A 15,151-nucleotide genomic window follows, 5' to 3' on the forward strand; every position below is an offset into this window, starting at 1 on the left:
TTCATTTGCAGGTAAATGCTGCCAAAAATAAAATTTACTGTTATATTAGATAAATCGTCCTGTTAAAGAGGAACAAAAAAGGCAACACATGTAAAATACATATGCTGCCCAGACGGTCGGCGTTCCAGAATCCGGCTCCCCCGTGGTACTCCACGCTTTCTCCGTCAGTAGACCGGACTCTTCTTTAACTACCGTCATCGTATCATACTCACACAGGAAATGCAAGCCTAATTCTGCATTCTCTTATGAATCCTACCCTACTAATTTAATACTTCTACTTTGCAGGCATGTTTCTTCTGCTTTTTATTATAACTAATTCCAACCGCAAGAATTCTTCCTGCACATTTACGTTCTTCACCCAATTTCCCTGTAAAACGTAGAATATATTTTTTATCTTTAATCTGCCTGATTGCTTCATCGGGACTGTGATCTACCTTTAATTCCAAAATAATCCCATCCGCATCCCGATTTACCGGATAAAAAATAAAATCCACATATCCTACACCGGACTTATCTTCTCGTTCCACACGATAATTGTCTCTTGCTGATAAATATACAAGATTCACAACAGCTGTTAATTCTGTTTCGTCATTATAGCTTAATAACGGTATTTCCGTATCATGTGCAAGCTCCAGAATTTCTGCCATCGTTTCCGTATCTCCGGCTAATGTAGCTCTAAGCATTCGATCCGATTCTTTCGCCAATCGATACACATAACCCAATGAAGCTTCCTTTTTTAACATATCAGCAAATTTATCCATTAGCTCTTTGTTGGGAATCATAACTTTTCCATTTTCATATGTCAAAAATCCATATACCACCATCGCAGAAAATATTTCATCTCTTGTCTGCAAATTCATAGATGTCGCTGCATATTCCTGAATTTTTGCGGGTACCGGTATACCTGATACCATAAGTGCTAAATCTTCTCTTACATCAGCAATATTGTTTTCAATATAATAAAAAATTTCATCATATGGTCCTGAACTTGTCCAGTAATTGCCTGTATTATTATTAGAAAGTGATAACACGATTGAACGCGGATTATACAATCGTTCTCCTTTACGTGTATGATAACCATCATACCACTCCCGTAAATCATCCCTTGTAACCATCTTGGTTGATGCGCAATTTTCTATATAACGCAAATAAAGCACATCTACTTCTTCGTCTGTAAAACCAAAATATTCAGAAAATCTTTGTTCCGTCGTCATAGTAAATTCTGCAAACATATTCAGTTCAGAACCACTGGAATATTTGGCAATTGGTAAAATTCCTGTCATATATACAAGTGCAATGTACGGTCTGTCCTTCAAAAGATTTCTCAAGAATTGTAAATAGGATAACTTATCATCTTCCGTAACAAATTTCTGATGAAAAATAAAATCCCACTCATCAAAAACAAATACAATATTTATATCTTGTTTTTCGGCGTATATTTCAAGAAGAGTATCCCACACTGCATTCTGATCGTCTATTGGCATATCCGGATATTCTTTTTTCAAGTCCCTGATTAATGTTTCTTCAATACGATCAATATACTGTTTGTATGAATTACAATTTCGTGGCAAATCATTAAACATAATATGAATAACCGTATATTTATTAAGATATTTTTCATAATCTTTGTCCTGATAAATCTGCAAATTCTGAAAAACATCATTTGCTCTGTGTCCTTTTGAAAAAAAAGAAGCAACCATATTAGCCATGACCGTTTTTCCAAAACGCCTCGGTCTCGTTATGCATAAATAATGACTTCCTTCTTCCACTAAAGGGAACAATTCCTTTAACAACACAGTTTTATCCACAAAGTATGGTTTAGCCGTTTCTTTTTTGTATAGTGCGTAAGCATTTTTACTATTCACATATATACCCATCTATACACTTCACTTTCTATCTGATTCATTTATTACATTTTAGCATTTCCAATATCACTTGTAAATCGCTTTTGTATTGTATCCCCCGTCTTGAAAAGCGGAGCTGCCGCTGCTATCAGCGACATCTCCGCCTCTTCTTCAAAACACCTTATCTTAATTTGCATTACTAGCCGCAATCTTCACCTTACTCCACAGATTACTGATTTCTTTTCTCGTATTCTCATTGTAAACGAATACTTCGTCCAGTTCATAACCGCTTCTTGGAATGTATGCATCAATTCCTTCAAAATCTCCGCCTTCACCGGACAGATCTTCCAGCACTTCCTTATTTGCCGAAGTATATCCGACATAACTGGAGTTATCATATGCACCTTCATACTCACATACATGATTGATAAATGCATGTGCCAGCTCCGGGTTCTTGGCATTTTTCGGGATAACCATCGCATCAGACCACAGGTTTGTACCACTCTCCGGCAGGTAATATCCCATATCTTCATTTTCAGACATGATATAGGTCGCATCCCCGGAATAAATAAGTCCCAGTGCCTTTCTGCCCTGCGCCATGTTGTCAATGATCTCATCCATAACGATTTCAGGCTCCATGGTCTGTACACACTGTACCAGCCATTCGTAAGCTTTCTGAAGTTCATCCGGATCTTCCGTATTCATGGAATATCCGAGAGCCTTTAAAGCGATCATGAATTCATCTCTTTCTGAATCATAAAGATAAATATCTCCTTTATATTTCTCATCAAGGAAAATATTAAAGCCTTCTCTTTCCAGATCTTCCAGGTCTACTTTTGTCGTGTCATAAACGATGCCGACTGTTCCCCAGAAATATGGAATAGAGTACTTATTGCCCGGATCGTATGGCAGATTCTTCACATCGTCAACGAGATTATCCAGACAATCCAATTTCGAGTAATCCAGCTCCTGGAGATAATCCTCTTCAATCAGTCTCTGAATCATGTAATCACTCGGAACAAGGATATCGTAAGCCTCTCCGTTTGCCACCTTGATGTACATCTGTTCATTCGAATCAAAATTCTCCATAACCACTTTGGCACCGGTTTTTTCCTCGAAATCGGACAGAATATTTTCGCCCGTATACTCACCCCAATTGTACACATAAAGAGTCTGACCTTCAAACGGACGTGCATCTGCCTGTCTGCCGAATCGGAAGATTCCCACAGCAATCAAAATCACACAGACTGCACCGATCGCCGGAATCATCATCTTCTTTCGTCCGATATCCGCCTTTTTCGCTTTGCGGGCTGTAATCATCGGCACCACATTAATGACGAGAAGCGCGATTGTAATAATCACAACCACCAATGTTGAAATCGCATTGATACTCGGATTAACACGTTTACTCATGGTATACACCATAATACTTAAGTTCTTCACACCACTTCCGGTCACGAAATAGGAAATGATAAAATCATCTACAGACATCGTAAATGCAATCAGCGCTCCGGAAACAATTCCCGGTGTGATCTGCGGCACAATGACTTTTGTCAGTGCCTGCCACGGAGTTGCTCCCAGATCCATGGCCGCATCTGCCAGATTCGGATCCAGCGACCGGATCTTAGGCATAACGGACAGAATCACATAGGGAATACAAAATGCAATGTGTGCAAGCAGCATGGTCACATAACCTTTTTCCACTTTGAACGTGATAAATAAAAGCATAAAGCCAATCGCCGTAACAATCTCCGGATTCATAAGCGGGAGATTGTCTACCTGCTCCATCACATCCCGCACGATCTTCTTTGATTTGCTGAGCCCAATCGCTGCAATTGTACCAGCAACCGTTGATATTGCCGTAGCTATTATTGCAATGCTAAATGTCGTATAAAGCGACTCCATCATATCCCTGGATTCCAGCATATGCTCATACCATCGCAAAGAAAATCCAGTGAAATGAGTAAGGGATTTTCCGTCATTGAAGGAAAAAATAATCATATATACGATCGGCAGATAGAAGAAAATGATCATCACTGCCATAAGTATTTTCCCGAAAATACGGTTGTTCTTTTTCATGATGACTTATTCCTCCTTTCCGCCCTGATTCCGGATTTCCACCTTACGCACAACCATCATCAGAAGCATCATGATCACTGCCATTATCATGGAAATCGCACTTCCGAAGTTCCATTCTCCGACGGTGATAAACTGATTCTCGATCAGATTACCGATCAGGAAGTACTGTCCGCCTCCGAGCAGCTTCGGAATAAAGAAAGAGCTGACCGCCGGAAGAAACACCAGTGTGATTCCGTTGATGACTCCCGGAAGTGAAAGCGGAAGCGTCACTCTCCGGAAGGTCTGTACCGGGTTCGCTCCCAGATCCGCACTGGCCTCCAGAAGCGAATGGTCCATTTTGCATAATGCCGTATTGATCTGCAGAATCATGAAGGGAAGGAAGTTATATACCATGCCCAGAAGGACGGCACCTTCCGTGTACAGCAATTCTTTTCCCCCAAATCCAAGAAAACTCGCAATTCTCTGAACCAGACCACCTTCACTGAGAAGACCGATCCATGCATAGGTTCTTACCAACATGTTGATCCACATTGGAATCGTTACGCAAAGCACCAGAATATTCTGGACCTTTTCGCTGCTCCGCGCGATAAAATATGCAATCGGATAGCCGATAAGAAGACAAAGTATGGTTGTTTTAACTGCAATCCAAATGGAACGCCAAAGTATAATCAAAAAATCCTGGTCGGTGAAAAATTTGACGTAGTGATCCAGTGTGATGGAAAATGAAATGATGGAATTTCCCGGTTCCGTGATCGAATAAAGTGCGATCAGAGCCATAGGAAGCACCAGCATCATTGCGGCCCACACAATATAAGGGATTGCAAGCTGTGAAAAGCGTTTCATTTAAAATACCATCCTTGACATCACATGAATATCTTCCGGGAAGAATGTCAGTCCGACCTCCTGACCTACTTCCGAATAATCGGTCGTGTGAATCTTGAATTCACGTCCCGGCGTGGAGAATGTAATCTTGTAGATACCTTCTTTTACATTTTCCGGTTCAAAATCATAATCCACGCTGATGTCAATGCTCTGATCTTCATCACTCAGTTTCCAGCCCTGTGCATTAGCCCATGTCTTAATATCCGTATCCAGGGCCTGAGACTCTAAGATCTCATCTACCGTTTTCTGGAAATTGAATGCCATGATCGCTTCATTTGCCTTTTCATTTTTAACAAACGGCTGATTGACTACGAAAATCGTACGCTCAATACTGGTTCCGTTCGAGGTAGAGAATACAACCGGATACTGTCCTTCTTCCTCTTTCAGATCGTATTCAATTTTGGAAATGGAAATATAATCATCGGTCTCCGGATTCCATGCCTGTGCATTGGAAAGAGCGACGATTTCCTTGTCATCCAGATTCTGTACGTCTTCCACGTCCACATAGAAATTGTTGGCACTGATCTTTTCTTTTCCGTCTTCACTGGTCACATCATGGTTATGGATCACGCGCATATCGACCGTAACACTGGTACCCGGAACCGTTTCCACAATGATTTCATAGTGTACGCCTTTGAAGAGAACACTTAAGACTTCACCTGTCATCTTACCGTCTTTTACATCTACGATATCAATGTCTTCCGGGCGGATGACAACATCGACTTTTTCGTTTTCACGGAACCCAAAGTCCACACAATCAAAGGTGATATCATCAAACCGAACTTTGTAATCCTCCAGCATAACTCCCGGAAGAATATTGCTTTCTCCGATGAAATTTGCCACATAACGGTTTGCCGGTTCATTATAAATCTCTTCCGGCGTGCCTACTTGCTGGATCTCTCCGTTTTTCATGACCACGATCTTGTCCGACATCGTAAGCGCTTCTTCCTGATCATGTGTTACAAAGATGAAGGTAATCCCTACTTCCTGCTGGATGCGCTTCAATTCGTACTGCATTTCCTTACGAAGCTTTAAGTCCAAAGCCGCCAGAGGCTCATCAAGAAGCAATACCTTCGGTTCATTTACCAGCGCTCTTGCAATCGCAACCCTCTGCTGCTGACCTCCGGATAGAAGGGTCGTATTCTTGTTCTCATACCCTTCCAGACCGATCAATTTGAGCATCTTCATGACTTTCTGCTCAATAACGTCCTTACTCATTTTCTTGATTTTCAAGCCAAATGCAATATTCTCATACACGCTGAGATGTGGAAACAGCGCGTATTTCTGGAAAACCGTATTCAGTTCGCGTTCATACGGCGGTTTCTGGCTGATCTCCTCACCATCAAAGATCACTTTCCCCTCATCAGCTTCCAGAAAGCCTCCGAGGATTCTTAAAAGTGTCGTCTTCCCACAACCGCTGGGTCCCAATAACGTCACAAATTCATTTTCATAAATGTCAAGGTTAACTCCTTTTAACACAATCTGCCCATCAAAGTTTTTCACAATATTGCGAAACTCAATCAGCTTCTTCTGTTCCATATCACCTTCTCCTTCCTAGAACATCGGTGGTGTTGTGATCCACAGCACCTTCGCGTCACTACTCCCGTGATTGTACAAATAGTGGCTCTTTGTTCCGTCCATGTAGAAAGTCTCCTGCGCTTTCAGCTTATATTTCTTATTACCGCAAACCAGCGTCACGTTGCCTTTCAATACATAACCGAACTCTTCGCCCTGATGTGCCAGTAATTCATTACTTTTTTTATGTGGATGAAGCGTCAGCAAAATCGGCTCCATCTTATTTCTCAGCGCATTGGGGATAACCCATTCTATCGTGTAATCATCCTGGATGTCCTCAAAGAAATCCTGAGTTCCAAAGACGATCTGCTTTTCCTCTTCCTCGTGAAAAAACTCGGATAAATTGGTTCCAAGCGCCTCCAGAATGTCCTCAAGAGTTGCGATACTTGGCGTGGTAAGATTCCGTTCCACCTGGGACAGAAATCCCTTCGTCAGCTCGCTTCGCGATGCAAGATCACCTAATGTCAGGTCATTCGCAAGCCGCAGCTCTTTCAGCTTCTTTCCGATATCCAAAATTATACCTCCCGTTTTATAATACTATACTTTTTTTTAAAAATTACCGAACAAATTACATTATACATATATGGTGGGGTATTGCAAGTGGTTTTGTGAAAAAAGGAGGGGAAATTTGTGTGAAAATGGGGGAGGGACGCCCAAGGTTCCACCTGTCCCATGCAGGACTCGCTTTCGCTCGGGGGAAAACGCAGCGGTACTACGCTTGCAGGGGCGCCGCTAAATGCGGCTTCTGCAAGCAAGTGCCGGCGTTTTCCACGGTCCTGCATGGGACAGGCGGAACCTTGGGCTGGTAATTCTTCATTTTTACGCTTTGTGATTTCCTCAGATAGTAGTGTGTGTTCGGCAGCGAAAAAGAGAGCGTTTGCTCTCTTTTTTGGTTGCTTTATGGCACTGATTCTGCTTGCTCTGTGAGAAAAAAATATTTTTTTGTTTCGATGAAATTTATCTTCACGGAATAAGATGACTTTACCGGGCAATAATGATAAAATGTAAAATAACAAAAATGATGATTAAGAGGAGCCTTTATGGAATATCTAAAAGAAATAGGCAAGACAGGTATTAAGCCGGTTGTTTTAGAAGAAATCATAAATTTTGCACAAAAATACCAAATAAAACAAGTCATCTTATTTGGTTCCAGAGCACGTGGAGATTTTTACCGCGCAAGTGACATTGACCTTGCAGTGCACGGCGGAAATGTTATAGGTTTTACACTTGCAGCAAGGGAGGAGACTTCGACACTGTTGGATTTTGATGTAGTCGATCTAGATAAATCTGTCGACAAAAAACTACTAAATTCTATTGAAAAGGAAGGGAGGATTATTTATGAAAAAATTTGATAATTTTATTTCCAACCTTAATATTCTTTCCAAAGCTCAGAATGAAGACCTGACAAATGAATTTATCATCAGTGGTATCATTGATAAATTCTTTATTCAATTTGAACTGGGTTGGAAAGTTCTGAAAGAACTGTTGAGATATGAAGGGAAAAGCATTGCACTCACTGGTTCACCCAGGGAAATTATCAAGGCGGCTTATTCCATATATGATTTTCTTGATGAAGACATATGGCTTTCTATGCTGAAGTCACGTAACGATATGACACATATTTATAATGGCGAAGCCGCCAGAAACCTGGTCCAGATTATTATAGAAAGTTATATACCTGCATTTATATCCTTGAAAGAACATATTATGGAAAAATATGAGAATGTTTTAGAAGCGATTTAGACAGATGGGGAAGGGACGCCCAAGATTCCACTTGTCCCATGCAGGACCGTGGAAGTTTTGGCTGATACTTTCTTCATTTTTACTTTATGGAATTTCTTTGGTTAGTGAGGTTCAGACAGCAAAACAGAGAGCTTACGCTCTCTGTTTTGGCTGCCTCAAAAGATGTTTTGGCTGTTCGGACTATGGTTGTTGTTGCCCCTCCAAATCCACCTTCTGACGTTTCTTCCACTTCCTCAATATCAGCGCTTTGACCGTTGGTATTCCAAGAGGTCTTTTACTTCCGTCTGGTTTTGGTATCATTACCCGCCTTACTGGGGATGGTTTATATTTGCCATCCATCAGTTCCTCTTTGATTTCTGTTAGATATTTCTCGATTCCCATCGTTTCAATATCCTCGATTTCGATACCATCCACACCACTGGAACCTTTGTTAGCTTTTACTCGTTTCCATGCCTCAGAGAGTACATCCTCACGATATAACAAAGGGAACACCGCATATAGCGGCATTCCCTTGTTATATTTCACATCTTCTGCATATGTTTGTAAATTGAAATCGTATCATATTCCGGCGCGAAGTCCTTCATTACATTACAAATTCTTTCAATGACCGATACATCTTCCTCCAAATCCTCTGCGATCTGTTCCGGAGATTTATGTTTTTTAAGCTTTTTAGCTATCAATTCAAGTAAGCTTAGTTCTGCACCTTGCTCGATTCCCTGCTCGATTCCCTGCTCGATTCCCTGCTCAATTCCCTGCTCAATTCCCTGCTCAATTCCCTGCTCAATTCCCTGCTCAATTCCCTGCTCAATTCCCTGCTCAATTCCCTGTTTAAGTCCCTGTTTAAGTCCCTCAGCTACTGCTGCTTTTCTCTTCATTTCCAATTCATCCGCAAACCATTCTTCATACAATTCTCTTAACGCATCACACATAACTTTCCGTTCCTCCTCGATCACTTTTCTGTTTGCCCGAAGAATAATATCCATCACAGCCTGATAATAAACCGATTCCTTCTTCATCTCGTACCGGTCAAGCAGCTCCATGAATTCTTCTTTTTCTTTATAATCGTTCCTTATACTTTTCAACCAGAAATTATTTGTATCGGACAATTCCTTTGTCACCACTAATTGAATCGGGAACGCTGCTCCTGTCAGATAATATATTCCGCCCTCCTTTTTTACTATGTGCATATGCCATACTTTCTTCAGATGTTCTAACATCTTCCCTGGATAGGAATGGGCAACAAATGTAATTGTAATTTCTTCCGGATCTATTTCCATTACTTTATCCGTATCTGCCTGATAACGACAGGCATACCCAAATACATTATAGAAATCGTTAATACTGAGATAGTCTTCCGGCGATTTATATTCAATTATATTGTGCTTCCTGAATATTCGTCCAATATTCTTACGAATACGAATTCCGACATCCTTTTTGACAATCAGAACATCTATCTGCATCGGTTTCTTTCCCAGGAGGTGTTCCTCTTCTATTAGCAGATTATCCACATTTTCCTCAAGTTCAATTCTTAGCGCAGAGGTAAACGCTGAATGCCATTGCAGTTTTACTTCCTGCATCCATTTCTCCTTTCAGTATATTACACTATTTTTTTCGTGCGCAATAAAAACAATTAGTTACTTTCATTGCAAACTTTCTTGTGTTTTATACTGGTTTCTCCGCAATGTCACTCTCTAAAATAATGCTTTCCTGATTTTTTGATTACATTCAATATAAAAAATAGAACGACCGATGTCAATAGCCTTTTGCCAATCGATAAATAAAGTGATATTTCGATAAAATTCGACGTTTAAAACAGTCTACCACCACATTTTAGCGTATGCATGGCAAAAAAGATGAGAAGACCTTCACTTTCATGAAACTCTTCTCATCTTCTGAAAAGTCATCTACCAAATATTCTCTCTAGAATTTTTCTCTGTGGATCTTCTCCACCGGAAGTTTATCCAGCTCATATGCTGCTTTTTCTTCGTTCGGTACTCCTACCGTCAGGATTGCAAGGAGTTTATAATTCTCCGGATAGCCGAGAATATCTCTTACATACTCTTCTGTATCTCTTCCGTCATCTGCTTTACGGAGTCTTCCCTGTACCCAACAGCTTCCAAGTCCGAGGGCATGTGCCATCAAGTGCATGTTGCTCATGACTGCTGAACAGTCCTCAATCCATACATCAGAAGCATCACCGTTCCCGACAACAACGATCGCGCAAGCTGCTTCTTTCAGCATTTTAACAGAGCCTGCACGGCATCCGGCCATTTTCTGAAGAACTACTTTATCTTCAACTACGATAAAATCCCATGGACGGATCGCTTTACCGGATGCGGAAAGCATACCTGCCTGTAAGATTTTTGTGATATCTTCCTCTGACACTGCATCGTCTTTGTAGCTTCTGACACTGCGTCTTGTTCTCATAAGTTCCAGTAATTCCATCGTCTTCTACCTCTCTTCTTATCTTCTAATCTTGCTATTTTAAGATAGTTTGCAGCAATTCTCTCCTTTAATTTTATTTTCTTATTTCCAAATTGTCAATTTACAATATCGTTTCGATGGTGTAAACTTCTCTCTGGAATCGCTCTATAAATTGTGCTATGATAAGAGCAGAAAAACATATACGACAAATAGGAAATGTTAAGAAGTGACTACATCGGAACTCGTATTCTTATCCCCAAAATAAGACTGCGAGTTCCTTATGTTATTAGGGAAACTGCATATCCTATAAAAAAGTGTCTTCTGTAAATGTTGTACAGACCACATGACGAAAGGAGATCATTATGAAATATGACATTATTATTATCGGCGCAGGACCGGGGGGAATTTTTTCTGCATATGAATTAGTAAAGCAGAATGCCGATTTAAAGATTGCCGTATTTGAGCTGGGCAACCCGCTCGAAAAACGGCGCTGCCCAATCGACGGCGAAAAAGTAAAATCCTGCATAAACTGCAAAACGTGTGCAATCATGAGCGGTTTTGGCGGTGCAGGTGCATTTTCTGATGGAAAATACAATATTACCAATGATTTTGGCGGTACACTCTACGAACATATCGGGCGCAAAAAGGCAATCGAGTTGATGGAATATGTAGATGAAATCAACGTAACACACGGCGGAGAGGGAACGCGTATGTACTCCACAGCCGGAACCCGATTCAAAAAGCTCTGCATGCAGAACAAACTGAATCTTCTGAATGCTTCTGTCCGTCATCTGGGAACCGACATCAATTATGTGGTTCTGGAAAACCTTTACGCTGAACTGAAAGATAAGGTTGAATTCCGCTTCAATTATCAGGTTGACCGCCTTGAGATGGCAGACGGAGGTTATCGCGTATACTGCGGCGAACAGTTTGACGACTGCGAAAAATGTATTGTATCCGTAGGTAGAAGCGGTAGCAAATGGATGGAAAAAGTCTGTCGCGAAATGAAAATACCGACCAGCTCCAACCGCGTTGATATCGGTGTGCGTGTGGAAATTCCGGCTGAAATCTTCTCTCACCTGACCGACGAACTCTACGAAAGCAAGATCGTATACCGCACTGAGAAATTCGAGGACAATGTCCGTACCTTCTGCATGAATCCGAACGGAATCGTCGTAAATGAAAATACAAAAGGAATCGTGACCGTAAACGGACACAGTTATGAAGATCCCGCAAAGCAGACAGAGAACACAAACTTCGCCCTGCTTGTTTCCAAGCATTTCTCTGAGCCATTTAAAGACAGCAACGGATACGGAGAAAGTATTGCCCGTCTGTCAAATATGTTGGGCGGCGGCGTGATCGTACAGCGTTTCGGGGATCTGATCCGAGGAAGACGAAGCAATGAGAAACGAATCGAAGAAGGACTGGTGCGCCCGACACTCGCCGCAACTCCGGGAGATTTGAGTCTGGTACTGCCGAAACGAATCCTTGACGGAATCATCGAGATGATCTATGCTCTGGATAAGATTGCACCGGGTACCGCGAATGATGATACCCTTCTCTACGGCGTAGAAGTTAAGTTTTATAACATGGAAGTGGATATTGACGAAAACCTGGAAACGCCATACAAAGGACTGTATGTGATCGGTGACGGAAGCGGTGTGACCCATTCCCTGTCCCACGCATCCGCAAGCGGGGTGTATGTGGCAAGGCATATTACGGGAACGGCTTAAAAAGCAAAAACTTATAGCAACTTCAATAAAAACCACAATCAAAAAGGGATGCATTTCACCCAAAGCAGCATCCCTTTTTCTTACCTATTTGATAATTTCAAATAACATTCGAAAAATCCATTTCAAAATCTTCAAATATTCCAGCCTTCACCATATCCGAGAAAGAAAATTCTTTTACGTCATCGTTCTGGAAATTGTACACCGTAATTCTGTTTCTCTGTCTATCAACGATCCAATATTCCCTGACCCCAGCCGTTCGATACTTGAACAATTTTATCATATAATCCATACGCTGGCTCCCTTGCGAAACAACTTCAATAATCCAGTCCGGTGCTCCCAGGCAGCCTTTTTCGTTCAATTTATTTCTATCACAGATAACAGCAATATCCGGCTCAACATAATTTTTATCATTTTCATTCAAAAATACGGCAAACGGCGCAATATATGGCTTACATGATCCATGATTGGAACGTATATAATTTGAAATTTCTCTGTATAGTTCCCCGACTATTTCCTGATGTTGTCTATTCGGAGGCGCCATCATATAAATCTGCCCATCAATCAATTCCGCCCTCTGCCCTTCCGGTAAATTGTAAATATCTTCAATCGTATAGATCTTTTCACTCGCTAACGCCATACCATATCCTCACTTTCCATGCCATCAACTGACAAACGGCATAATATATGTAACCCATATCCAACTGCAGGGCATAACAAGTATCATCGCAGGTATCATATCCGCTGTCGGAAACATTTTCACTTTAATCATACGAAAACCTGTAGCAAGAAGAAGGAATCCGCCGCAGGCCTTGAAATCATTGATCATTGCAGGCGTCGTCAGTGGATAGATGATCCCTGCCAACAAAAATATCAAAAAGAAAATGAGAAACTGCGGAATTGCAATAACGGCCACCACGCCTCCCAGAATGCAGGCAAAAATCAAAGCCGTGAAAAAATCCAAAATCGATTTTGCTATCAAAATGCTGTGATCGCCGTTCATACCTGAAATAATGGAACCATATATACCGGTTCCGCTGGCGCAGAACAAAACGATTACCGTGACAAGCGTATCTTCAAATTCCTTTTCCGATAACCCATGATTTCCGGATTTCATAAACTTTCCGATGATCGTTTCCATTCCTTTTGACGCTTTGTTAATCTTCTCTCCAAGATGTATGAGCAATCCGAACGATGTTCCAAAAATCACTGCAAAAATAACTGCGGGCATGTTCTCCATCAGTGCAATTGAGCTGATGCCCATCCCCATAGCGCAAATGCCGAAGATCATATTTAACTTTTCTTTGAAATCAGCTGAGAGTCTGTTTCCCGCTATCATCCCCACAATACCGCCAACGATCACAGAAAGTGAATTGGCAATAATTCCGATTGGCATATACGTTCCTCCTTCCTGTTTCCACACTGAATATGCAACTCTAAATTCATGATAACAAACCTTTCTTTTCAAATCAAGTAATCAGATCAAGCAATCATATCCAGAATCATTTTCCTATCGCATCACATACCCTCTGTACTCCGTAGGAGTCATTCCGACAAGCTTTTTGAATGTTTTCGTAAAGTAACAAAGATCCGGAATTCCGCAATACGCCGCCACCGTCTGAATCTGCATATTGGTAGAGTTAAGCAGAAAGATTGCCTGGCCAATCCTCTTTCTTGTCACGTATTCTGTCAGGGTGAGACCGGTCTCTTTCTTAAACAGGGTTGACAGATAACTGGGATTCACTTCCAGAAGCTGTGCCTGCCTGCTGAGGCTTAAGTCCGCGGCCAGATCGGAATCAATATTGATCATCACCCTTCTTATAACAGGAGAATATCCCCGAAGAGAATGATTCTTTACAAGAAGTGTATATTTTCTCACCATCTCTTTCATCAGCAAAGTCACCCCTTTTTCGGAAGTCTGAAGTTCGATTTTCTTTGCGAACTCCGCTGAGACTTTGTCGATATGGAATGGATGTACCGCGCAATTTTCCACCGTTTTTCTCAAGAGCGTGTTTGTGATGATCGCATAATTCTTGGCATTTCGTGTCCGGTCCGCCACCCGCTGTTCTACCGTCTGCAGGTTGATCCGGCCAAGATACATCTCGATCTTATGGAGCTGTCCTTTTGCAACTGCCTGAAGCATTTCATTTTCTGACAGATATTTTTCTTCCAGATTCTTCATTTTCATCTGCAGTTCATCCGGAGCTATGAAAACCTTCTCCCTCTTCCCGGCTTCAGGAAGGATCTCCGCTCCTCCGATTAACTCCTGCATTGTAAATGCATCCCTGGATCCCCAGATATTTTCCGCAAACACATTTACCAACATAAAAAGCGTGCTGGAATCCACCACGATCGGAACAGATTCATAACAGTCCTTAAATGCCGGATAGAGACTGGATGAAACATGAAATTCCTGCGCTTTATTTAAGATTGCATCTTCGGTCCACGGGTTCATCGTATAAGGTCCGATGACCATATAAGACGGCACTTCGGTGTCCGGAAGCAGCATGATGATAAAATTAAACAGAAATTCATCAAACACTTTGTAAATCGTGTTTGGCTTGCAGGAAGAGAAAAAACGATACGCATATTTTTCATAATCGATCAGCTGAAACACAATTTTGCGTATTCCGCCTGCCATTTCTTCCACTTCCCCATACGGCTTTTTGAAAATCCTGACTTCAAGCTGCATATTTTCCATGATATCTGTAAAAAATTTTAGAGTAGCATCGTATTTCATTCTCATTCTTCCTTCCATATTTTGGTAGTGTCAAAAACTACCTGTTTTTTTGTCCCAAAATTCAATAAAAACCTTGATTTTATGGGAGAATGCAAATAAAAAGAGCATTGACCTCCCTTTTTCTGGTATAATGT

13 protein-coding genes, 1 pseudogene and 1 riboswitch are annotated in these 15,151 nt (G+C 41.3%); of the genes and pseudogenes, 3 read left to right on the forward strand and 11 right to left on the reverse strand.

The genetic code is table 11. The annotated features are described in order from the left end of the window. Nucleotides 1-99: 99 nt before the first annotated feature. Nucleotides 100-182, reverse strand: a riboswitch (ZMP/ZTP riboswitch). A gap of 78 nt (nucleotides 183-260) precedes the next feature. From ACTNA4_RS07110 to ACTNA4_RS07130, 5 genes and pseudogenes are all read right to left on the reverse strand, one after another. Then, nucleotides 261-1,877, reverse strand: a complete 1,617-nt coding sequence (locus tag ACTNA4_RS07110) for an AAA family ATPase (RefSeq protein WP_427820569.1) — start codon at nucleotides 1,875-1,877, stop codon at nucleotides 261-263. A gap of 153 nt (nucleotides 1,878-2,030) precedes the next feature. Next, nucleotides 2,031-3,923, reverse strand: coding sequence for an extracellular solute-binding protein (locus ACTNA4_RS07115; protein WP_441029305.1), 1,893 nt, complete (start codon nucleotides 3,921-3,923; stop codon nucleotides 2,031-2,033). Nucleotides 3,924-3,929: 6 nt separating this feature from the next. Next, the gene (locus tag ACTNA4_RS07120; RefSeq protein WP_427805982.1) at nucleotides 3,930-4,766 is read right to left on the reverse strand and encodes an ABC transporter permease; all 837 of its coding nucleotides are present in this window, start codon (nucleotides 4,764-4,766) and stop codon (nucleotides 3,930-3,932) included. A 504-nt stretch (nucleotides 4,767-5,270) separates the two neighbouring features. Beyond that, nucleotides 5,271-6,344 (reverse strand): annotated as a pseudogene (locus ACTNA4_RS07125) (ABC transporter ATP-binding protein); the annotation flags it as partial. Between the two features lie 15 nt (nucleotides 6,345-6,359). Then, complete coding sequence (locus tag ACTNA4_RS07130; protein WP_427820567.1) at nucleotides 6,360-6,893, reverse strand: helix-turn-helix domain-containing protein; 534 nt, start codon at nucleotides 6,891-6,893, stop codon at nucleotides 6,360-6,362. 527 nt (nucleotides 6,894-7,420) lie between these two features. Between ACTNA4_RS07130 and ACTNA4_RS07135 the strand changes: the two genes are divergently transcribed. Together ACTNA4_RS07135 and ACTNA4_RS07140 are read left to right on the forward strand one after the other, a co-directional pair. Next, on the forward strand, nucleotides 7,421-7,732 hold the full coding sequence (locus tag ACTNA4_RS07135) for a nucleotidyltransferase family protein (RefSeq protein ID WP_427805984.1): 312 nt from the start codon (nucleotides 7,421-7,423) through the stop codon (nucleotides 7,730-7,732). Continuing rightward, the gene (locus tag ACTNA4_RS07140; RefSeq protein ID WP_427820566.1) at nucleotides 7,719-8,123 is read left to right on the forward strand and encodes an HI0074 family nucleotidyltransferase substrate-binding subunit; all 405 of its coding nucleotides are present in this window, start codon (nucleotides 7,719-7,721) and stop codon (nucleotides 8,121-8,123) included. The genes ACTNA4_RS07135 and ACTNA4_RS07140 overlap by 14 nt, the downstream gene beginning before the upstream one ends. A gap of 180 nt (nucleotides 8,124-8,303) precedes the next feature. Here the strand turns inward: ACTNA4_RS07140 and ACTNA4_RS07145 are convergent, their stop codons facing one another. The 3 genes from ACTNA4_RS07145 to ACTNA4_RS07155 form a co-directional block, all read right to left on the reverse strand. Continuing rightward, the gene (locus tag ACTNA4_RS07145) at nucleotides 8,304-8,648 is read right to left on the reverse strand and encodes a hypothetical protein (RefSeq protein ID WP_441029307.1); all 345 of its coding nucleotides are present in this window, start codon (nucleotides 8,646-8,648) and stop codon (nucleotides 8,304-8,306) included. Beyond that, nucleotides 8,645-9,700 (reverse strand): 3-isopropylmalate dehydrogenase, encoded by a 1,056-nt coding sequence (locus tag ACTNA4_RS07150; protein ID WP_441029312.1) that lies wholly within the window; start codon nucleotides 9,698-9,700, stop codon nucleotides 8,645-8,647. The genes ACTNA4_RS07145 and ACTNA4_RS07150 overlap by 4 nt, the downstream gene beginning before the upstream one ends. Before the next feature lie 343 nt (nucleotides 9,701-10,043). Next, the gene (locus ACTNA4_RS07155) at nucleotides 10,044-10,568 is read right to left on the reverse strand and encodes a nitroreductase family protein (RefSeq protein ID WP_427805987.1); all 525 of its coding nucleotides are present in this window, start codon (nucleotides 10,566-10,568) and stop codon (nucleotides 10,044-10,046) included. A 341-nt stretch (nucleotides 10,569-10,909) separates the two neighbouring features. Between ACTNA4_RS07155 and ACTNA4_RS07160 the strand changes: the two genes are divergently transcribed. After that, entirely contained in the window at nucleotides 10,910-12,280 is a 1,371-nt protein-coding gene (locus ACTNA4_RS07160; RefSeq protein WP_427820562.1) for an NAD(P)/FAD-dependent oxidoreductase, read from the forward strand. Between the two features lie 97 nt (nucleotides 12,281-12,377). On the opposite strand, the gene ACTNA4_RS07165 is transcribed toward ACTNA4_RS07160, so the two are convergent. The 3 genes from ACTNA4_RS07165 to ACTNA4_RS07175 form a co-directional block, all read right to left on the reverse strand. Next, nucleotides 12,378-12,917: a Uma2 family endonuclease gene (locus tag ACTNA4_RS07165; RefSeq protein WP_427805989.1), complete on the reverse strand. Its 540-nt coding sequence runs from the start codon at nucleotides 12,915-12,917 to the stop codon at nucleotides 12,378-12,380. A 24-nt stretch (nucleotides 12,918-12,941) separates the two neighbouring features. Next, on the reverse strand, nucleotides 12,942-13,673 hold the full coding sequence (locus tag ACTNA4_RS07170; RefSeq protein ID WP_427820560.1) for a DUF554 domain-containing protein: 732 nt from the start codon (nucleotides 13,671-13,673) through the stop codon (nucleotides 12,942-12,944). A gap of 114 nt (nucleotides 13,674-13,787) precedes the next feature. After that, a complete protein-coding gene (locus ACTNA4_RS07175; protein WP_441029324.1) occupies nucleotides 13,788-15,017 on the reverse strand; it encodes a helix-turn-helix domain-containing protein in 1,230 nt (409 codons plus the stop codon). Between the last annotated feature and the right edge of the window lie 134 nt (nucleotides 15,018-15,151).

The sequence above is a fragment of the Bariatricus sp. HCP28S3_A7 genome, from assembly GCF_052066375.1.
Taxonomy (GTDB): domain Bacteria; phylum Bacillota; class Clostridia; order Lachnospirales; family Lachnospiraceae; genus Allocoprococcus.